At 60.7% G+C, this 19,995-nt stretch carries 15 protein-coding genes; 1 reads left to right on the forward strand and 14 read right to left on the reverse strand.

Annotation, left to right across the window (positions count from 1 at the left end; translation table 11 throughout):
• Positions 1-109: 109 nt before the first annotated feature.
• The 6 genes from HU765_RS11880 to arcD (HU765_RS11905) form a co-directional block, all read right to left on the reverse strand.
• Positions 110-1,618: a sigma-54-dependent transcriptional regulator gene (locus tag HU765_RS11880; protein ID WP_186547182.1), complete on the reverse strand. Its 1,509-nt coding sequence runs from the start codon at positions 1,616-1,618 to the stop codon at positions 110-112.
• A 210-nt stretch (positions 1,619-1,828) separates the two neighbouring features.
• The gene (locus HU765_RS11885) at positions 1,829-2,191 is read right to left on the reverse strand and encodes a DUF5064 family protein (protein ID WP_186620629.1); all 363 of its coding nucleotides are present in this window, start codon (positions 2,189-2,191) and stop codon (positions 1,829-1,831) included.
• A 62-nt stretch (positions 2,192-2,253) separates the two neighbouring features.
• Positions 2,254-3,183: a carbamate kinase gene (gene arcC / locus HU765_RS11890; RefSeq protein WP_186547184.1), complete on the reverse strand. Its 930-nt coding sequence runs from the start codon at positions 3,181-3,183 to the stop codon at positions 2,254-2,256.
• A 193-nt stretch (positions 3,184-3,376) separates the two neighbouring features.
• A complete protein-coding gene (locus HU765_RS11895) occupies positions 3,377-4,387 on the reverse strand; it encodes an ornithine carbamoyltransferase (RefSeq protein ID WP_186620630.1) in 1,011 nt (336 codons plus the stop codon).
• A 68-nt stretch (positions 4,388-4,455) separates the two neighbouring features.
• Positions 4,456-5,712 carry an arginine deiminase gene (arcA, locus tag HU765_RS11900; protein WP_186547186.1) on the reverse strand — a complete coding sequence of 419 codons (1,257 nt, stop codon included), beginning with the start codon at positions 5,710-5,712 and terminating at the stop codon, positions 4,456-4,458.
• A gap of 35 nt (positions 5,713-5,747) precedes the next feature.
• Positions 5,748-7,175, reverse strand: a complete 1,428-nt coding sequence (arcD, locus tag HU765_RS11905; RefSeq protein ID WP_186547187.1) for an arginine-ornithine antiporter — start codon at positions 7,173-7,175, stop codon at positions 5,748-5,750.
• A 437-nt stretch (positions 7,176-7,612) separates the two neighbouring features.
• On the opposite strand from arcD (HU765_RS11905), the gene arcD (HU765_RS11910) reads away from it, so the two are divergent.
• Positions 7,613-9,040 carry an arginine-ornithine antiporter gene (gene arcD, locus HU765_RS11910; protein ID WP_186620631.1) on the forward strand — a complete coding sequence of 476 codons (1,428 nt, stop codon included), beginning with the start codon at positions 7,613-7,615 and terminating at the stop codon, positions 9,038-9,040.
• Between the two features lie 106 nt (positions 9,041-9,146).
• Here arcD (HU765_RS11910) and HU765_RS11915 read toward each other — a convergent pair whose 3' ends face one another.
• The 8 genes from HU765_RS11915 to gap form a co-directional block, all read right to left on the reverse strand.
• Positions 9,147-10,493 (reverse strand): CoA transferase, encoded by a 1,347-nt coding sequence (locus HU765_RS11915; protein ID WP_186620632.1) that lies wholly within the window; start codon positions 10,491-10,493, stop codon positions 9,147-9,149.
• A 173-nt stretch (positions 10,494-10,666) separates the two neighbouring features.
• A complete protein-coding gene (locus tag HU765_RS11920) occupies positions 10,667-12,805 on the reverse strand; it encodes a methyl-accepting chemotaxis protein (RefSeq protein WP_186620633.1) in 2,139 nt (712 codons plus the stop codon).
• Between the two features lie 338 nt (positions 12,806-13,143).
• The gene (locus HU765_RS11925; RefSeq protein ID WP_186620635.1) at positions 13,144-13,533 is read right to left on the reverse strand and encodes a YbaN family protein; all 390 of its coding nucleotides are present in this window, start codon (positions 13,531-13,533) and stop codon (positions 13,144-13,146) included.
• A 165-nt stretch (positions 13,534-13,698) separates the two neighbouring features.
• Positions 13,699-14,295, reverse strand: a complete 597-nt coding sequence (locus tag HU765_RS11930) for a biliverdin-producing heme oxygenase (RefSeq protein ID WP_186620637.1) — start codon at positions 14,293-14,295, stop codon at positions 13,699-13,701.
• Positions 14,296-14,408: 113 nt separating this feature from the next.
• Positions 14,409-16,994 carry a TonB-dependent receptor gene (locus HU765_RS11935; protein ID WP_186620639.1) on the reverse strand — a complete coding sequence of 862 codons (2,586 nt, stop codon included), beginning with the start codon at positions 16,992-16,994 and terminating at the stop codon, positions 14,409-14,411.
• Positions 16,995-17,113: 119 nt separating this feature from the next.
• Positions 17,114-18,079: a FecR domain-containing protein gene (locus HU765_RS11940; RefSeq protein WP_186550592.1), complete on the reverse strand. Its 966-nt coding sequence runs from the start codon at positions 18,077-18,079 to the stop codon at positions 17,114-17,116.
• A gap of 101 nt (positions 18,080-18,180) precedes the next feature.
• Positions 18,181-18,708 (reverse strand): sigma-70 family RNA polymerase sigma factor, encoded by a 528-nt coding sequence (locus HU765_RS11945; RefSeq protein WP_186620641.1) that lies wholly within the window; start codon positions 18,706-18,708, stop codon positions 18,181-18,183.
• Between the two features lie 193 nt (positions 18,709-18,901).
• Positions 18,902-19,903 (reverse strand): type I glyceraldehyde-3-phosphate dehydrogenase, encoded by a 1,002-nt coding sequence (gene gap, locus HU765_RS11950; protein WP_186620648.1) that lies wholly within the window; start codon positions 19,901-19,903, stop codon positions 18,902-18,904.
• Between the last annotated feature and the right edge of the window lie 92 nt (positions 19,904-19,995).

Consider the following 19,995-nt stretch of genomic DNA (forward strand, 5'->3'; position numbering starts at 1 on the left):
GCTGGTTCAACCAACTGCCGGTGCAGGCCAACAACCTGTCCTCAACCGCCGTCGGGCTGAGGCCGCCATCGCGAGCAGGCTCACTCCTACAGTGGGGCGGTGGGGGGAGTCAGGGTTTGTTGGGAATGCCGTATTTGCGCAGGCGATGGGCGATGGCGGTATGCGAGGTTTGCAGACGGCTCGCCAACTGGCGGGTCGAGGGATAGCTGACGTAGAGTTTTTCCAGCAGCTCTCTTTCGAACGATTCGACGGCCTGTTCGAGGCTGTCGACATCGCTGTCGGTCTGGCGTGCGACGGAGGTGCCGGCAATGTCGAGATCCCCAATATCGACCAGACTGCTTTCGCAAATCGCCGCCGCACGGAAGATCACGTTCTGCAATTGCCGCACGTTACCCGGCCAGCGATTGCCGAGCAGCGCCGGATAAGTGCCCGGGGCCAGACGACAGACCGGGCGCTGAATTTGCGCGCAGGCCTGCTGCATGAAGTAGCGCGCCAGCAACAGAATGTCCTGGCCGCGTTCGCGCAGCGGCGGGACTTCGACATTGAGCACGTTGAGGCGGTAGAACAGGTCTTCGCGGAACAAGCCTTCGCTGACCATTTTTTCCAGGTCGCGGTGGGTCGCGCTGAGGATGCGCACATTGACCTTCACCTCGCGATCACCCCCCACGCGGCGGAAGCTGCCGTCGTTTAAAAAACGCAGCAGTTTGGCCTGCAAGTACGGCGACATCTCGCCGATCTCATCGAGAAACACCGTGCCCTGGTTGGCCAGTTCCATCAGACCTGGCTTGCCGCCGCGCGCTGCGCCGGTGAAAGCGCCGGGGGCGTAGCCGAACAGTTCGCTCTCGGCCAGATTCTCCGGCAGCGCCGCGCAGTTGAGGGCGAGAAATGGGGCACTATGGCGGGCGCTGATCGCGTGGCAGGCGCGGGCCACCAGTTCTTTGCCGGTGCCGGTTTCGCCCTGAATCAACAACGGCGCATCGAGGGCCGCGACCCGTTGGGCGCGGGCCTTGAGGGTGCGGATCGCCGGGGATTCGCCAAGCAGCGCGTCGAAGCCTTCGGCATGGTCGTGGTGCAGCGCCGAGAGTTGTTCGCCGATGCGGTTTGGTTGATACAGGGTCAGCAGGGCGCCGGCGTCAGTGATCGGCGTGGCGTCGAGCAACAGGGTCTGGCCGTTGACGGTGATCTCGCGCAGCGGCAGGCGGAAGCCGTTTTCGAGCAGGGTGTCGAGCAGGCCGGGATCGTTGAACAGCGCCGAGACACTTTCTCCGGCGGGTTCGCGGCCGTATAACGCAATCAACGCCGGGTTGGCCAGCAGCACCTTGCCGGCGCTGTCGAGGGCCAGCACCGGGTCGGTCATCGCCGCCAGCAAGGCGTCGAGCTGCAAGTGCCGACGCTGGCCGGGAAGGATATCGACCACGGTCACCGCTTCAACGCCGAGTACCCGAAACAGCGCATCCTTGAGTTCTTCGAGCACTTGCGGGCTCAGGGTCGGCGCGTCGATGTAGACGTTCGGCGGGATCATCTCCACCGCATCCAGATTGAGATTGCGTCCACCGAGAATAGCCAGGACTTCCTGGGTGATGCCGACGCGGTCGATGAAGCTGACGTGGATACGCATGGGGCGGTTCAGTGTTCTGCAGTGCGGAGGGAGGCAAGTATGCCTTGGGGCGGGGGATTGGTGAAACCTGACGCAGGATTTCAGGCCAACACCAATCTCTGTAGGAGTGAGCCTGCTCGCGATAGCGGTGTGTCAGATAACAGCGATCTTGACTGATACACCGCTATCGCGAGCAGGCTCACTCCTACAGGGGGATGTGGAACGTTCGGGTTATTCGAAATGCTCCGGATTGACCGGATCCCCCGAGTGCATATCCAACTTCTTCCGAATGTCTTCGAACATCAGGTCGTAATGCTTGTGCACCGAGCCGATCTGGCTGTGGGCCTTCGGAATCCCGTATTTCTCGGCAATCCTCGTCACGTCGCGGGCGAAGTTGTAGGCCTCTTCCTTGGGCAGGAAAAACGTCTCCTTCATGTCCTTGCCCTGCATGCTGCCGTGCAGGGTGAACTGAATCCCTTTGCCTTTCTGCGGATCGGTGAACACTTCATAGTCCAGGTGCACGTTGTAATTGACGTCATCGTCCGTCAACGCGTGCCGCTCGATGTGCAAATGACCAGGTTCGAATTGGGCCATTGAGGTACTCCTTTCAAGGCATGGGAGCAGGGCAGGCCTTCAGCCTGCCCCGGTCATTATTGTTATCGGTAGCTGATACCCGGTTTCGCCGTGCTGACCCGCGTACCGGCGGTGCCTTGCACGATGGCTTCGATATCGGCCAGCGAACCGATCACCGCGACCTTGCCAGTATGGCGGGCGAATTCGCAGGCTGCCTGCACCTTCGGTCCCATGGACCCGGCGGCGAAGCCGAGACGTTCGAGTTCGTCCGGGTGGGCTTCGGCAATGGCTTTTTGGGTTGGCTTGCCGTAGTCGATGAACGCGGCGTTGACGTCGGTAGCGATCACCAGCAAGTCGGCTTCCAGTTGCTCGGCGAGCAGCGAGGAGCACAGGTCCTTGTCGATCACCGCTTCGATGCCTTTGAGGTTGCGGTTCTCGTCATACATCGTCGGGATACCGCCGCCACCGGCGCAGATAACGATGCTGCCTTTGTCCAGCAGCCACTTGATCGGGCGGATTTCAAAGATGCGTTTTGGCCGTGGGCTGGCGACTACACGGCGGAATTTGTCGCCGTCGGGAGCAATCGCCCAGCCTTTCTCGGCGGCGAGTTTTTCCGCTTCGGCCTTGTCGTAGACCGGGCCGATCGGCTTGGTCGGGTTCTTGAAGGCCGGGTCGTTGGCGTCGACTTCAACCTGGGTGAGCAAAGTGGCGAATGGCACTTCGAAGTCGAGCAGGTTGCCCAGTTCCTGCTCGATGATGTAGCCGATCATGCCTTCGGTTTCGGCGCCGAGCACGTCCAGCGGGTAAGGGCTGACCGAGGTGTAGGCCGCCGCTTGCAGCGACAGCAGCCCGACTTGCGGGCCATTGCCGTGGGCGATGACCAGTTGGTTGCCGGGGTGGATCTTGGCGATTTGCTCGGTGGCGATGCGGATGTTGGCGCGCTGGTTGTCAGCGGTCATCGGCTCACCACGGCGGAGCAGGGCGTTGCCGCCCAGGGCTACGACGATACGCATGGTGCGAGTCCTTCTAAAAACAGAGGAATGGCAAACGACGCGATCTCCCTGTCGGAACAGCAGACTTTGTGGGAGGGGGCTTGCGCCCGAAAGCGGTGGATCAGTCGACATCACTGCTGAATGATGTACCGCTTTCGCGAGCAAGCCCGCTCCCACCTTTGGCTCGTGTTCCTTCAGTGGGAGCGCTGTGGCGTCAGAGATCAGCCAGGGTCGAGACCAGAATCGCCTTGATCGTGTGCATGCGGTTTTCCGCTTGCTCGAAGGCGATGCAGGCCGGCGACTCGAACACGTCGTCGGTCACTTCGATGCCGTTTTTCAGGTGCGGATATTGCTCGGCGATCTGTTTGCCGACCTTGGTATCGCTGTTGTGAAACGCCGGCAGGCAGTGCATGAACTTGGTGCGCGGGTTGCCGGTGGCTTTCATCAGCTCGGCGTTGACCTGATACGGCAGCAGTTGCTGGATGCGCTCGGCCCAGGCTTCCACCGGCTCGCCCATCGATACCCAGACGTCGGTGTGAATGAAGTCGACGCCCTTGACCGCCGCTTTCGGGTCTTCGGTCAAGGTGATGCGCGCGCCGCTTTCTTCGGCGTACTTGTGGCAACGTTCCACCAGATCGTCCAGCGGCCACAGGGCTTTCGGCGCGCAGATGCGCACGTCCATGCCCAGCTTGGCGCCAATCAGCAGCAGCGAGTTGCCCATGTTGTTGCGCGCATCGCCGAGGTAGGCGTAGCTGATTTCGTGGATCGGCTTGTCGGCGTGTTCACGCATGGTCAGTACGTCGGCGATCATCTGGGTCGGGTGATATTCATCGGTCAGGCCGTTGAACACCGGCACACCCGCGAACTTGGCCAGTTCTTCGACGATTTCCTGTTTGAAGCCTCGGTACTCGATGGCGTCGTACATGCGACCGAGCACGCGAGCGGTGTCCTTCATGCTTTCCTTGTGGCCGATCTGCGAGGAATTCGGGTCGATGTAGGTAACATTGGCGCCTTGATCGTAGGCCGCTACTTCGAATGCACAACGGGTACGGGTCGAGGTTTTTTCGAAGATCAGGGCGATGTTGTTGCCCTTCAAATGCTGCTGCTCGGTGCCGGTGTATTTCGCGCGTTTCAGATCGCGGGACAGGTCGAGCAGGTAACGCAATTCGCGAGGGGTGTGGTGTTCCAGGCTGAGCAAATTACGGTTATGAATATTAAAAGCCATGATGGATCTCCTTCGGTGTCGGTTATCCCCCTGGCTGCACTGGGTAAGTGCCGGCCAGGGCTCAGAGGTTAGTAATCAATCGGGTCGCGGATGATCGGGCAGGTCATGCAGTGGCCGCCGCCGCGGCCGCGGCCGAGTTCGCCGGCGCTGATGGTGATGACTTCAACGCCAGCCTTGCGTAGCAGGGTGTTGGTGTAGGTGTTGCGGTCGTAGCCGATGACCACGCCCGGCTCCACGGCCACCACGTTGTTGCCGTCGTCCCATTGCTCGCGTTCGGCTGCGAAGCTGTTGCCGCCGGTTTCCACCACGCGCAGCTTGGGCAGGTTGAGCGCCGCGGCGACGGTGTCGAGGAAGCTGCCTTCTTCACGGCGGATGTCGATGCCGCCCTGTTTGCTTTCGTCAGGGCGCAGGGTGAAGGCGACAATCTGGTTGACCACTTCGGGGAAGATCGTCACCAGGTCGCGGTCGCAGAAACTGAACACGGTGTCCAGGTGCATCGCCGCGCGGGATTTCGGCAGGCCGGCGACGATGACTTTTTCCACGGCCTTGTTTTTGAACAGGTTCAGCGCCAATTGGCCGATGGCCTGACGCGACGAACGTTCGCCCATGCCGATCAACACCACGCCGTTGCCGATCGGCATGACGTCGCCGCCTTCGAGGGTCGAGCTGCCGTGATCCTTGTCCGGATCGCCGTACCAGATTTCGAAATCGGCATTGGTGAATTGCGGATGGAATTTGTAGATCGCGGTGGTCAGCAAGGTCTCCTGACGACGCGCCGGCCAGTACATCGGATTCAGCGTCACGCCACCGTAGATCCAGCAGGTGGTGTCGCGGGTGAACTGGGTGTTGGGCAGCGGCGGCAATATGAAGCTGGAGTGGCCGAGGAAGTCGCGGAACATCTGGATGGTCTTGCCACCGAAGCTGTCCGGCAGGTCATCGGCGGAAACCCCACCAATCAGGAATTCGGCGATGTGCCGTGGCTCCAGGCTTTGCAGCCAGGATTTCACTTCATTGATCAGGCCCAGGCCCACCGAGTCGGCGGTAACCTTGCGTTCAAGGATCCAGTCCAGTGCTTCGGGGATGGCGACGATGTCGGTCAGCAGGTTGTGCATTTCCAGCACGTCGATCCCGCGCTCGCGCATTTTGGTGACGAAGTCGAAGTGGTCGCGCTTGGCCTGCGCCACCCACAGCACGTCGTCGAACAGCAGCTCATCGCAGTTGTTCGGGGTCAGCCGCTGATGGGCCAGACCTGGGGAGCAAACCATGACTTTACGCAGTTTCCCGGCTTCGGAGTGGACGCCGTACTTCACTTTTTCCGTGGTCATTTCTGTGTTCCTCCAGATGACAAAACAATCAGGGGTTACAGCGTCAGGAAGCCATCGTAGAGGCCGTAGGCCGCCACCACGGCGCCTATGACCACCGCGGCGAAAATCAGCTTCTCGACGTTGGTGAATATCGGTTGCTTGAGTTCCAGCTTGGCCTTGGCGAACAGGATCGCGCCGGGCGCATAGAGCAGGGCCGACAGCAGCAGGTACTTGACCCCGCCGGCGTACAACAACCACACCGCATAGATCAGGGCGATACCGCCGATGATCAGATCCTTGCGCCGTTCTGCGGCGAAACCTGCGTAGCTCTCGCCCCGTACCGCGAGCAGCAGGGCATACGCCGCCGACCACAGGTAAGGCACCAGAATCATCGAGGTGGCGAGGTAGATCAGCGACAGGTAGGTGCTGGCCGAGAACAGCGTGATGATGAGGAAAATCTGCACCATCGCGTTGGTCAGCCACAGGGCGTTGACCGGCACGTGGTTGGCGTTCTCCTTGCGCAGAAATTCCGGCATGGTGTGGTCCTTGGCAGCGGCGAACATGATCTCCGCGCACAGCAGCACCCACGACAGCAGCGCCCCCAGCAAGGATATGATCAGACCGACGCTGATCAGCACCGCGCCCCAGTGACCGACCACGTGTTCAAGCACCGCGGCCATCGACGGGTTCTGCAGTTTCGCCAGTTCCGGTTGGGTCATGATGCCCAGCGACAGCACGTTGACCAGCACCAGAAACAGCAGCACGGTGATGAAGCCGATCACGGTGGCCTTGCCGACGTCCGAGCGTTTTTCGGCGCGGGCCGAGAAAATGCTCGCGCCCTCGATACCGATAAACACCCACACGGTGACCAGCATCATGTTGCGCACCTGGTTCATCACGCTGCCCAGATCGGGGTTTTTCACGCCCCAGATGTCGGCGGTGAAGATGTCCAGTTTGAACGCGAAGACGGCGATCAACACGAACAGCAGCAGCGGTACGACCTTGGCGACGGTGGTCACCAGGTTGATGAACGCCGCTTCCTTGATCCCGCGCAGCACCAGAAAGTGCACGCCCCACAGCAGCACCGACGCGCCGATCACCGCCGCCGGCGTGTTGCCTTCACCAAATATCGGGAAGAAATAGCCGAGGGTGCTGAACAGCAAAACGAAGTAGCCAACGTTGCCCAGCCAGGCACTGATCCAGTAACCCCAGGCGGACGAGAAGCCCATGTAATCGCCAAAACCGGCCTTGGCGTAGGCGTAGACACCGCCGTCCAGGTCAGGCTTGCGATTGGCGAGGGTCTGAAAGACAAAAGCGAGGGTGAGCATGCCGACAGCGGTGATGGCCCAGCCGATCAGCACGGCACCGACGTCGGCGCTGGCGGCCATGTTTTGTGGCAAAGAGAATATCCCGCCGCCGATCATTGAGCCGACTACCAGTGCGACTAGTGCACCGAGTCTTAGTTTTCCGGGCGCTTCAGACATTTGCATGACTCCATTGCAGGAAAGGAGAGCTCACAGCCTAGTACTGTTGTCTGTTCGAATAGCTGACATGGATCAGTGCATGGTCACATTCCATTGTTAATGAATGACTTATGAACCCGTTGCAGGCATAAGACGGTCGTCTGGAAGGCCCGTGCCAGAGGCGTTCCGCTTACGTAATCGGGAATGGCTGTTAATGCTTTCGAACTATGACGCTAGTTGCTTTTCAGCGTTTGGCAAATGTCCGTCATCTGTTTTCAGTACAGAATTGATTAATCAGGATCAGCGCACAAAACCGACTGGATGTGCTACGCGTTATCGTCATCAGCTATATATAAGCGCGCGAAAAAGGGCATTACCTGATAAACGTCATCTACGCTCAGGGTTTTAGTCCGTCGTTGTTACAAATAAACATCAGCGGTTCTTTCGAGGAGATTTGCATGTCGCAACCGACGCAGAAGCTGCGCCTTGGCGCGTTGATCGCTCTGGTGGTGGGGTCGATGATTGGCGGAGGTATTTTCTCGCTGCCGCAGAACATGGCGGCGCGCGCTGATGCCGGGGCGATCCTGATCGGTTGGGGCATCACCGCGATTGGCATGCTGACCCTGGCATTCGTCTTCCAGACCCTGGCCAATCGCAAACCGGAACTCGACTCAGGCGTCTATGCCTACGCCAAGGCCGGGTTCGGCGACTACATGGGTTTCTCATCCGCCTGGGGTTACTGGATCAGCGCCTGGCTGGGCAACGTCGGCTATTTCGTCTTGCTGTTCAGCACCCTCGGCTATTTTTTTCCAGTGTTCGGCCAGGGCAACACGCCGATTGCCATTGGCTGCGCCTCGGTGCTGCTGTGGGCCGTGCATTTTCTGGTGATGCGCGGGATCAAGGAGGCGGCGCTGATCAATCAACTGACCACCGTCGCCAAAGTTGTGCCGTTGATCATGTTCATTGTCATTGCCGCGGTGGCGTTCAAGGCTGACATTTTTACTCGCGACATCTGGGGCACCAGCAACCCGCAGTTCGGCGGGGTGATGGACCAGGTGCGCAACATGATGCTGGTCACTGTGTTCGTGTTCATCGGCATTGAGGGCGCCAGCGTGTATTCGGCCCGCGCGGAGAAACGCAGCGACGTTGGCCGCGCCACGGTGATCGGCTTTATCGGGGTGCTGGCGCTGCTGGTGCTGGTCAACGTGCTGTCGCTGGGCATCATGAGTCAGCCGGAACTGGCCAATCTGCAGAACCCGTCGCTGGCCGCGGTGCTTGAGCACATCGTCGGGCCGTGGGGCGCGTTGCTGATCAGCGTGGGGCTGGCGATTTCGCTGCTCGGTGCGTTGTTGTCGTGGGCCTTGCTGTGTGCGGAAATTCTCTTCGCCACGGCCAAGGACAAGACCATGCCGGCGTTCCTGAAGAAGGAAAACAAGAACCACGTGCCGGTCAACGCGTTGTGGCTGACCAACGCGATGATTCAGATTTTTCTGTTGATCACGCTGTTCTCGGCGGGCACCTACACCAGCCTGATTTACCTGGCCTCGTCGATGATTCTGGTGCCCTACCTGTGGTCGGCGGCGTACGCGGTGCTGTTGAGCGGACGCGGCGAAACCTACGAGCACGCCTCGGCCGAGCGTACCAAGGATCTGCTGATTGGCGGCATCGCGCTGGTTTACGCGGTGTGGTTGTTGTATGCCGGCGGGGTGAAGTATTTGCTGCTGTCGGCGTTGCTGTACGCGCCGGGGGTGATTCTGTTTGCCAAGGCCAAGCATGAACAGGGGCAACCGGTTTTTACCACGGTGGAGAAGGGGATTTTTGCTTGCGTGGTGATCGGGGCGGGGCTGGCGGCTTATGGGTTGTATAGCGGGGTGTTGAGTTTGTAGGCGGGTTTGCTTTGGCAGGTCCGGCCCCTTCGCGAGCAGGCTCACTCCTACATTTGGAACGCGTTCCCCTGTAGGAGTGAGCCTGCTCGCGATAGCGGTTTCAAATTCACCACCGTGGGCAATGCGAACCCAGATCAGTTGCGGGCAAATCCCACCACACCGGCGTCCCGCTGATCAGCACCGGCACGCGCAACCTCTGCGCCGGGCCCCACGCGGTCTGTTCGATCGCCGGATCCTGATCCAGCGCATCTTCGGCCCGCAACGGCTCATCTGTCCCCGGCCCGTGCTCGACTAACAGCTTCGCCGTACGCGCCAGCGACAACCGCGCCGAACCCCCGCGTCCGTTGGCCAGGCGTTCAGTCAGCAACCGGAGCGCACTCGCCGCCATCAAATACCCGGTCGCATGATCCAGCGCCTGCACCGGCAACGGCGTCGGTTTATCCACCTGCTGCCAGCGCATCCCGGCCTCGGCGATACCGCTGCTCATCTGTACCAGACTGTCGAAGCCCCGGCGGTTCTGCCACGGGCCACTCCAGCCGTAGGCGTTGAGGCAGACGTCGATCAGCCCCGGTGCCAGTTGCTGGCGGTGCTCAACACCAAAACCGAGATGTTCCAGAGCGTCGGCACGATAGCCATGCAGCAAAATATCAGCGTCTTTCAATAAACCTTCGAACACGGCTCGATCCGCGGATACTTGCAGATCCAGCCGCGCACAGCGTTTGCCGACGGTCATTTCCGGGACGACGCCGGGCTCGTTCCAGCTCGGCGGATCGATGCGCAGCACGTCGGCGCCCAGCCCTGCAAGAAAGCGGCTGGCGGTGGGCCCCGCGAGTACGCGGGTCAGGTCCAGCACCTTAATCCCGGCCAGAGGTCGTTCGATCGAACCGCGCCACGCGGCGCGCGTCTCGTTCGGCTGCTCGATGAAGTGCACCAGCGGTTCGGCATTCACCGCCAGCCCCTGCGGATGTTGCTGCCACTGCGCCCAGCTGCGCATTTCGGTGGCGCAGCCCTTGGCCTCGACCACCGCTTGCTCCAGATCCTCGCTGGCCCATTGCGCCACTTTTGTCGCCATTGCCGCACGGTCGGCACAGGCACCGAGCACGCGTTCAGCGGCGGCGCGATGATGTGGTGCGTTGGTGTGCAGGCGAATCCAGCCGTCGCGGGTGGCGTAGTCGCCGGCGATGGGGTCCCACAGCGGCGGCACTTGCCAGCCGATCGGGCGAAGCGAGGTGGAGAACCAGAACGAGGCCAGCCGCCGGTCGACTTCCACGCTCGGCAAGTGGCCGGTCTGCTGGTGAAGCAGTTCGCTGACGGCTTGCCCGGCAGCGGCAATACTCGCGCAAGCCAGTTCGGTGACAGCGAAGGCCGAGGGCAGGGCGCCGTGACCGTTGAAGGGAATTGGCGTGCGCGACAAGCCGAATGCGGCTTGAATGGACGTGAGCAGATCAGACATCGAAGGCCCTCCGGAGCGAGAAGGCGATGATAGTGCAAACATTACCAGGCTGAATGAAACTTCCTGTAGGAGTGAGCCTGCTCGCGATCGCGGTGGATCAGTCAGCAAATATTCAACTGATAAACCGCGATCGCGAGCAGGCTCACTCCTACAAGGGATAGGCGGTGTGGCGACTACACGCGGAACTGATCCATCAACTTCATCTGCTGGCTCGCCAGGCTGTTGAGCTGGCTGCTGATCGCCGCCGATTCGGTGGCTTGCCCGGTGAGCGTTTCCGTCACGGTGCGAATCGCCGAGACGTTGCGATTGACCTCTTCGGCCACCGCGCTTTGCTGTTCAGCCGCGCTGGCAATTTGCAGGTTCATGTCGCTGATCACCGTTACCGCATCGCTGATCTTGCCCAGCGCATCGACGGCGTGGCGGATCTGTCCGGCGTTGTTGTGCGCCTGGGTCTGACTCGAATGCATGGTCGCGACCACGCCACGGGTGCCGGTCTGGATGCGTTCGATCACCAGACGAATCTCCTCTACCGAATCCTGCGTGCGCTTGGCTAGATTGCGCACTTCGTCCGCCACCACCGCAAACCCTCGGCCGCTTTCGCCGGCACGGGCCGCTTCAATCGCCGCGTTGAGCGCCAGCAGGTTGGTCTGTTCGGCGATGCTGCGGATCACTTCCAGCACCGAGCCGATCTGCTCGCTGTTGACCGCCAGTGCTTCGACTTCGCTCACCGCTTTGCTGACTTCATCGGCCAGTTGATTGATGTCGCGGGTGCTGCGCTCGATGATCGCCATGCCGTCCTTGGCCGACTGGTCGGCACCCTTGGCGGCGTTGGCGGCGTTCGAGGCGCTGTTGGCGACATCGTGAGCAGTGGCGCTCATTTCGTTGGATGCGGTGGCGACCTGGTCGATTTCGCGGAACTGCACCTGCATGCCTTCGCTGGTCTGCCGGGCGATTTCCGAGGACTGGTCGGCGGTGCCGCGCGCTTCGGTGATGCTCTGCTTGATCTGGGCGATGGTCGGTTGCAGTTTGTCGAGGAAGCGGTTGAACCAGTTCACCAGTTCGCCCAGTTCGTCTTTCTTGCTGTAGTTCAGGCGCTGGGTCAGGTCGCCTTCACCGCTGGCGATGTTTTTCAGCATGTCGGCGACGCTGTTGATCGGGCGGGTAACGCCGGAGGCGGTGAGCCAGATCAGCAACAAACCGACCACACCGGCGGCGACGGCCACCAGCAGGGCGGTGATCACGCCGGTTTCCTGCGCGTCGTCGAGCACCGCTTGCAGCTTGACCGAGTCGGCCAGCAGCACATGCTTTGGCAAGTCGATGACCACGCCCCACGCACGCGAATTGCCGATCGGGTCGACCGGGTACACGGCGCGAATCAGCTCGCCCTGTTCAAGGATTTTTGCGGTGCCGCTGCCGACCAGTTGCAAGACATCCTGGCCATCGGCACCGAGGGTGTCGCTGATTTTTTTGCCGACCCGGCTGGCGTCAGCGCTGTCGGCAGCGAGCACGCCGCTGCCGGAAACGATCAACATATGCCCGGCGTTGTTGAACAGGCTGCGTTGCGAATCGACAGCGGCGGCTTGCAGGGCGTCGAGGGCGATGTCGACACCGACCACGCCGATGGCTTTGCCGTCGACCAGCAGCGGTACGGAAATGGTCGTCATGAGCATTTCCTTGCCACCGACGGCGTCGGCATACGGGTCGAGCAGGCAGGTGCGCTTGTTGTCGCGAGGGCAGGTGTACCAACTGTTGTAGGGCGTACCGCTGACGCTGAGGGTGGTCTTGGTCAGGTCATCTTCGACCATGATCGTATTCAGCGCGGCGCCGCCGGCACGGCTCCAGTACGAGGCGAAACGCCCGGCTTCGTTGGACTGACGCGCGGCATCGTTGGCGAACTCGCTGTCCTTGCCGTCGAGGCCGTTGGGTTCGAAGGCGAGCCAGATGCCGAGCACCTTGTCGTTGCGCTCGAAGGCGGTTTTCAGGCTCTGGTTCAACTCTTCACGCACGGCGCCAGCATCCAGTGAACGCTTGGCCGCCATCGTCCGCAGATCTTTGATCTGGTCGGCGAGGGCAGTGACCACCAGCAGGCTTTCGCCGAAGGTCTTCTGCACCCGCACCGCTTGCTCGGCGGCCTTGGCTTGCAGCAGGTTCTGTACGCTGGCGGTGAGCATCTTGCTGCTCGAGGTGCTGACCAGCGCGTCGTTCTGGTTGGTCTGGTAAATGTTCATGCCGACAATCAGCGCCACCACACCGAGCAGGCACAGGCCGGAGAGCAGGACAATTTTCAGGCGAATGGAAAGGGCGTCGAACATGGGCGATCTCGCGAATGGAATAAACAGGTGGCCTGGGCCAGGAGCCCGGTTTGCCAAATCCATTCAGCGCCATTCAATGCTCATCGGCGTCGAGCGAGACGGCATGAGGCGCTTGCCGACGGACGGTCGCCGCTAAACGTTTGCGCAGGGGAAAGTGCTGAAAACGATTAAAAATTCAGGGAGATTTCGCTCGGCCCTTGAGGGCTTTTTGTGGCGAGGGAGCTTGCTCCCGCTCGACTGCGCAGCAGTCGCAAAACCAAAGTCTGTCAGGCAAAACACCGGGGAGTGCTTCGCCCTCCAACGGGAGCAAGCTCCCTCGCTACAGAGAATTGGCTGAACTAGTGAGGGAGGCATTCCGGGCGTGACCAGATCCACAGGTTGCCCAGGCACATCCCGGCAATTGCCAGGTAAATCGGCCAGCCGTGATCGAGCATCACCAACATCAGCGTCGCGCACAGCAGCATGCTCGCGGTGGCGCTGATCTTGGCCTTGCGCGCGATGATTCTGCCGTTGCGCCAATTACTGAGGATCGGTCCGAACAGGCGATGGTTTTCCAGCCAGGCACTCAGGCGCGGCGAACTGCGGGTCGCCGCCCACGCAGCGAGGAGGATGAACTCGGTGGTCGGCAGGCCGGGCACGACAATCGCGATCAGGCCGATGCCAAGGCTGACATAGGCGAGCAGGCCGAACAGCAGGCGGGCGAGTTTTGAGGTGGCGGGTGCGGGCATGGCTCAGCGGTGGCTTCTGAAGCGGAACGGAGATCTTACAGACTTACGCGATCCCCCTGTAGGAGTGAGCCTGCTCGCGATAGCGGTGTATCAGTCGACATCGATGTTGAATGAAAAGACGCTATCGCGAGCAGGCTCACTCCTACAGAGGAAAACTGTGTTGTGTCAGGCAGGTTCGGCTTCGGTTGCGTATGCCTGTTCCAGCAGCACGGTAAAGCGGTTGAACGCCTCCAGTGCACCTTGCTCCACTTCGGCTTCTTCCTCAGCCGTGAATGGCAAGGCGTCGAGGGTGCGCACGAAGCTTTTCCAGCCCTCGGCCCGGCCGCCTTCCGGCTCACCCAAATGACGGGCACCGAAGGTTTCGCTCAGCTCCAGCGCCACTGCGCGTTTGATCAGGAACGCCGCGCCGAGCTTCGAACCTTCGGACACGAAGAGCCAGCCCAGTGCCCGCGCCTTGCTCGGGTTTTTCACCGCGCCGGCCACGGGCGCGGGGACTTCGGTGTCGAGGTCGGTGAGGTCGGCCCTGGCCGCTTCGGCACGGCAGCGGGCCGGCAGGTCCGGGATAATCGCGGTCAGTTCGGCGTCGTTGTACAGCTCGACCAGTTCCGACTGGAACAGGTATTGCGCGACGACGAAACGGGCGAAGCTGGCGCGGGTTTCGAATGGCGCGTGGGCCTTGACCAACGCATCGAGCTTGCTGTGCGGCTCATAGGTGATCTGGTTCAGGCGTTGCGAACGCAGAGCTTTTTCCGAGGCAGTCATGGGGGGTGTCCTTGATAGATGAGGCGCTTGATAACAAGACGTACGGGCAGGCGCCGGAGCGTAAAAAAACCTCACTGCGCAATAACTGAACACGCGCAGTGAGGCCGGCCGGATCAGATGTCCCAGATCAGGTTGATCGCGAAGTTGCGTCCCGGTTGAGTCAGGCGATCGAGATTGGCCGGTTGCGTTACCGAGGCTTCGCCAACGCTGTCGTAGCCGCGCACGTCATCCCACAGCCAGTATTTCTTGTCGGTCAGGTTGTAAATCCCGCCACTGACGGTGACGTCATCGCTGACTTTGTAATACCCGGCCAGATCGAGAATGCCGAAGCCCGGCGTCTTGAACTGGCTGCTGACACCGTCCGGCGACTTGAAATTGCTGTCGTCGACGCGGTCCTTTTTCTTCACCACGGTCCAGCTCAGCAGGCCGCCATAGGTGTCCTGGTCGTAACCGAGGCCGAAGACGCCGGTGAGTGGATTGACGCTGTTGATCGGCTCGCCGTTGTCGTTGTTTCTACCGTAGGCGTAGGCGATCGAGCCTTGGGTGTAGAGGCCCTGCGGGGCGCCGAATGCATCCAGATTCAAACGACCTTTGACTTCCGCACCCTTGATCGTGGCGCGTTTGATGTTGTTGCTCTGGAAGGTCAGTTGGTCGTCGCCCGGCTTGACCGCGTCCTCGTTAATGAAGTCGCGGTACTTGTTATAGAACACCGCGACGTCGAACGAGCCTTGCTCGAAGTTGCCGCGCAGACCGGTTTCGAAGCCTTTGCTTTTCTCCGGCTCAAGGTCGGAATTAGGCGCGACGGTGTAGCCGGTGGTGTTGTTCTCGAAACGGCCATACAACGCCTTTGCGGTCGGCGTGCGGAAGCCTTCGGCGTACTGGCCGTACCAGGTGTAGTTTTCCGTCAGCGCGTAGGTCAGGCCGAACTTCGGCGACACCTTGTGCCAGGTCTTGTTCTGGTCGCTGACCGTGCCTTTGCCGTCGGCATTTACGGTGTTGAGGAATTCCTCGGTGATGTGCGGCTTGAGCTGGGTGTAGTCGTAGCGCAGGCCCGGCACGAAGGTCCAGTTGTTCCAGCTGATCTGGTCCTGGGCGAACAGGCTGTAGGTGTTGATGGTCGGGTCCGGGAAGTCGCTGGCTTTCTTCAGTACATCAGCTGTGCTGGTCGCGCCAATCGCCGTGCAGCCACGGCCGACGGCCAGGCACTTGCCATCGCCACTGCGCGAACCGGTGACTTTCTGTTGCTTGATTGTGGTGCCATAGGTCAGCACATGATCGGTGTCACCGATGGCGAAAGCCTTGTCCAGTTGCGCGTCGAACACCCACTGCTTTTCCTCGTAAAGCGTATCGCGGGTGCGCAGCACTTTACGGGTCATTGGGTAGTAATACTCTTCGGTACTCTGGTCGGTCTTGGCGATCTGGTGATTGAGGCTCCACTTGACGTTGTCGACCAGCAGGCTGTCGAGGGCAAAGCGGTGCTCGATACCGAAACGCTCGCGGGTAATGGTGTCGTTGCCGGTGCGCCACTGGTACATGCCGCCGGGCAGCAGGCTGGTCGGGATCGTCGGGGCGCCGTTGACGTACGGGCCGCCATAAGCGCTTTTCTGGTCAGTGTCGCGGTCATCCTTGTACTTTTCGTAGGTCAGGCCCAGGCGCGAATCGTCGTTGTAGTTCCAGCCGAGCTTGGCCAGCACGTTGGTCGCGCGCACGTCCTCCGGGTTGGCGGCGGTGCGTGCAAGCCCCGTACCGTTGTGGTTGCCGTAGGACTCGGTTTCATGGCCGTCGCGCTGGCTATAGTGCAACAGCGCATCGAACTGTTCGGCACGTCCGGCGACGGTGGCAGACTTCAACCAGCTGTCGTCGGCAGAGCTGTAACCGCTTTTCAAACGGGCGCCGACGTCTTTGCCGGGCTTGATAATGTCGTCTGCATCGAGGGTGTAATAACTGACGGCGCCACCGATGGCGTTACTGCCGTACAGCACCGACGCCGGGCCACGGAGGATCTCCACGCGCTTGACGATTTCCGGGTCGACGTAGTTGCGCTGGCTCTTGGCGTACGGGCCGTTGAAGAAACCATTGGGGATTTCCACGCCGTCGACCTGCGTCAGAATGCGGTCGCCGTCGATGCCGCGGATGTTGTAGCCGCTGATGCCGCCACGCTGACCGGCGCCACCGACGGAGACGCCTGGCTCGTAGCGCACCAGATCCTTGATGGTGTTGACGTTGTTGCGGTCCAGCTCGTCGCGAGTGTGCACGCTGACAGTGGACGGCACGCTGCTGACGGACTGTTGCTGACGGGTGGCGCTGATGGTCACCTGATCCAGATTCAGCGTGCCGCTGGCGTTGCGCTTTTCCAGCACGACGTTGTTATTGCTGATTTTGCGGAAGCTCAGGTTGGTCCCCACCAACAGCCGCTCCAGGGCTTTTTCCGGCGGCAGCGAACCGCGCACGCCGGGCGACGACACACCCTGGCCCAGTTCTGCCGGCAAGCCGACCTGCCAGCCGGTCACGGCGGTGAAGGCATTGAGCGCCGAGACCAGCGGTTGCTGGCCGATGGCGAACGAGTAATCCGCCATGTTGCGCGACGCCGGTTCAGTGGCCGCCAGCAGCGGTGCGCTGCCGGCCATCAGCATGGCCGCGGTCAACAGTGACAGTACGCGGGAGGGGGAAGCAGTCTGGCGGGTAAGGCGAGAGGACATCGATAGCGCTCCGTGTCGCACGAATCTTTATAGGTGCTGATCGCATGGTGATGCGAATCAATTGCATTGGCTATAACGAGACGTACTACCGGTGGCTATCGAGTAAAAATAATTCTCATTTAGTTCAAGATCACCAACGCGGGAAACTCCTGTAAGCGCGCCGAGGTGATGTGAGCAAGGGAGCGGACCACGTCGAGCGGCTGATCGAGGCGGTAATTGCCAGTGACGGCAACGTCGGCCAGTTGCTCGTTGTTGTTGATGATCCAGCCCGGGTAGTAGCGGCGCAGTTCGGCCAGCACCTGATTCAGCGGGCAGTTCTCGAACACCAGTCGGCCTTGTACCCAGGCCAGGTCCGTGTTGGCATCGAGCCTGGCCGGACGGTCGAAACCGTTGGGGCCGATGCGGATACTTTCCCCAGCGCTCAGGCGCACGCGGGCGTCGTTGTGCGTGGCGCGCAGATCGACGTCGCCACGCTGCACATTGACCTGCGCGACGCCGTCGAGATAACGAACGGCAAATGCGGTGTCATGCACGCTGGCCTGGACCGGGCCGGCATCGATTTCCAGCGGCTGACTGCGCCCGCTGGCGATCTCGAAAAACGCCTCGCCCTGAAACAGCCGGGCCACGCGTTGCTGATCGTTGATGGTGCTGGAGAACGCCGAGTTGGTGTTGAGCAGGACCTTCGAGCCATCTTCGAGTTGCAGGCGCTGGCGCTCGCCAACCACGGTCAGGTGATCGGCTTGCAGGCGCAGCGGCAGGTTGCTGAAACTGAACAGACCGAGCACCAGCACCGCCGCGGTGGCCAAGGGTTTCCAGTGCGCGCGCAAGCGTTTGAAGGCCGTGACCCGGGAAGGTTTCGCCGCGAGGGCCTGTGCACACAATACGACCTGCGGACCGTCCCAGATTGCCTGGGCCCTGGCGAACGCCTCGGCATTCAACGGATCGGCCGCCAGCCAGGCATGAAATTGCCGGGTCTGCTCCTCGTCCGGGCTGCCAAGCACGATGAGCCAGTCCAGCGCCTGGTCCATTGCGTTTGCAGCGTCCTGCACCGAATCCGGTGAAGGCGAGCGGTGGGTGTCCGTCACGGTGGTTCCTCGGGGGCTTCTGGCGAAGCAGTTTCTAGCTTCAAGCTGCAAGCTGCAAGCCGGATGCGTTACTGCTTTTTGTTTTTACTTGTGCTTGCAGCTCAAAGCTTGCCGCTGCTGTTATGTCGCTCGGCGACGCCGATGCAGATCGACATGATCAGTTTCAATTCTTTCTGCACGGTACTCAGCGACACGTTCAGTTCGTCGGCGATCTCCTGATAGCTGTGCCCGTGCAGGCGGCTGAGGATGAATATTTGTTGCTGGCGCATGCTGAGTTGGCTGAGGCTCACGTTCAAACGCTCCAGCAGTTGTTCGGCGTGGGCGGCGTCTTCGGCGCTGCTGGCGGGGGCGGCGATGCTGTGCACGACGTCCTGCGGAACATCGTCGACCATGGTTCGAGAATGAATCCTGCGCGCACGCAAATGGTCCAGCGCCAGATTGCGCGCGGTCTGGAAGACAAAGGGTTCAAGGTGATCGATGGCCCGCTCGCTCAGCGCCCGCGTCACGCGCAGGTAGGTCTCCTGCAGCAGGTCTTCAGCGGTGCTGTGATTGTTGACCATTCGTTCCAGCGTGCGCAGCAGGGAAGTGCGCTGGGCGAGGAAGACGTGGTTGAAGCGCGATTGACTCACGGGAGGACCTGATCCATTTTGAGCGAATGATAATGATTGTCATCCAGCTAAATGGTCAAGCGCTGATTTTGAATACAGCACAAATCCATTGTAGGAGTGAGCCTGCTCGCGATAGCGGTATCACATTCACCATTTTCATTGGCTGATAGACAGCTATCGCGAGCAGGCTCACTCCTACAGAAGAGCCACCCGTTTATTCGGCGTTACACAACGCCAGGCAGTTATCCAGCATGCGGTTGGAGAAGCCCCATTCGTTGTCGTACCAGGCCAGCACTTTCAGCAATTTGCCGCTGGACTTGGTGTGGTTGGCGTCAAAAATCGACGACAGCGGGTTGTGGTTGAAGTCGCTGGAAACCAGCGGCAACGTGTTGTAACCCAAAATCTTCGAATGCTGGCTCGCCGCTTTCAGCAGTGCGTTGACTTCGTCCGCCGAGGCTTCACGCTTGAGCTGTACCGTCAAATCCACCAGCGACACGTTGATCACCGGCACGCGCACGGCCATGCCGGTCAATTTGCCGGCCAGTTCCGGCAGCACCAGGCCGACCGCTTCGGCAGCGCCGGTCTTGCTCGGGATCATGTTCTGGGTGGCCGAACGCGCGCGGTACGGGTCGGTGTGATAAACGTCGGTGAGGTTCTGGTCGTTGGTGTAGGCATGAATGGTGGTCATCAGACCGCTTTCGATGCCCAGTTCGCGGTGCAGCACTTGCGCCACGGGCGCGAGGCAGTTGGTGGTGCACGAGGCGTTGGAAATAATCTGGTGCGACTGGCGCAGAATGTCGTGGTTGACGCCGTAGACGACAGTGGCGTCGGCGCCTTTGGCCGGGGCCGAGATGATCACCTTGCGGGCGCCGGCGCTAATATGCGCGGCGGCTTTGGCGCGGTCGGTAAAGAGACCGGTGCATTCGAACACCACATCAATCTTTTCCGCCGCCCAAGGCAGTTCGGCCGGGTTGCGAATGGCGCTGACTGCAATGCGGTCGCCGTTGACCGTCAGGCTTTCGTTGTCATGAGCCACTTCGGCATCGAAGGTGCCATGAACGGTGTCGTATTTGAGCAGATGCGCGTTGATCGAACTGTCACCCAGATCGTTGATGGCGACGATCTGCAGGTCTTGACGATAGCCTTGGGTATACAGTGCGCGCAGGACATTACGGCCGATGCGGCCAAAACCATTGATTGCGATTCGTAGAGTCATGGAACAGCGCCGCCGTCGTTTTGTTGTTGGAATTACAAGATTATTCGCATAAAAATAGAAAACAAGCCTTTTTAGTGGCAATATTTTGTTTT

Origin of the sequence: Pseudomonas sp. SWRI81 (genome assembly GCF_014268545.1) — a bacterium.
In the GTDB taxonomy this organism is placed as follows: Bacteria; Pseudomonadota; Gammaproteobacteria; order Pseudomonadales; family Pseudomonadaceae; genus Aquipseudomonas; species Aquipseudomonas hamedanensis.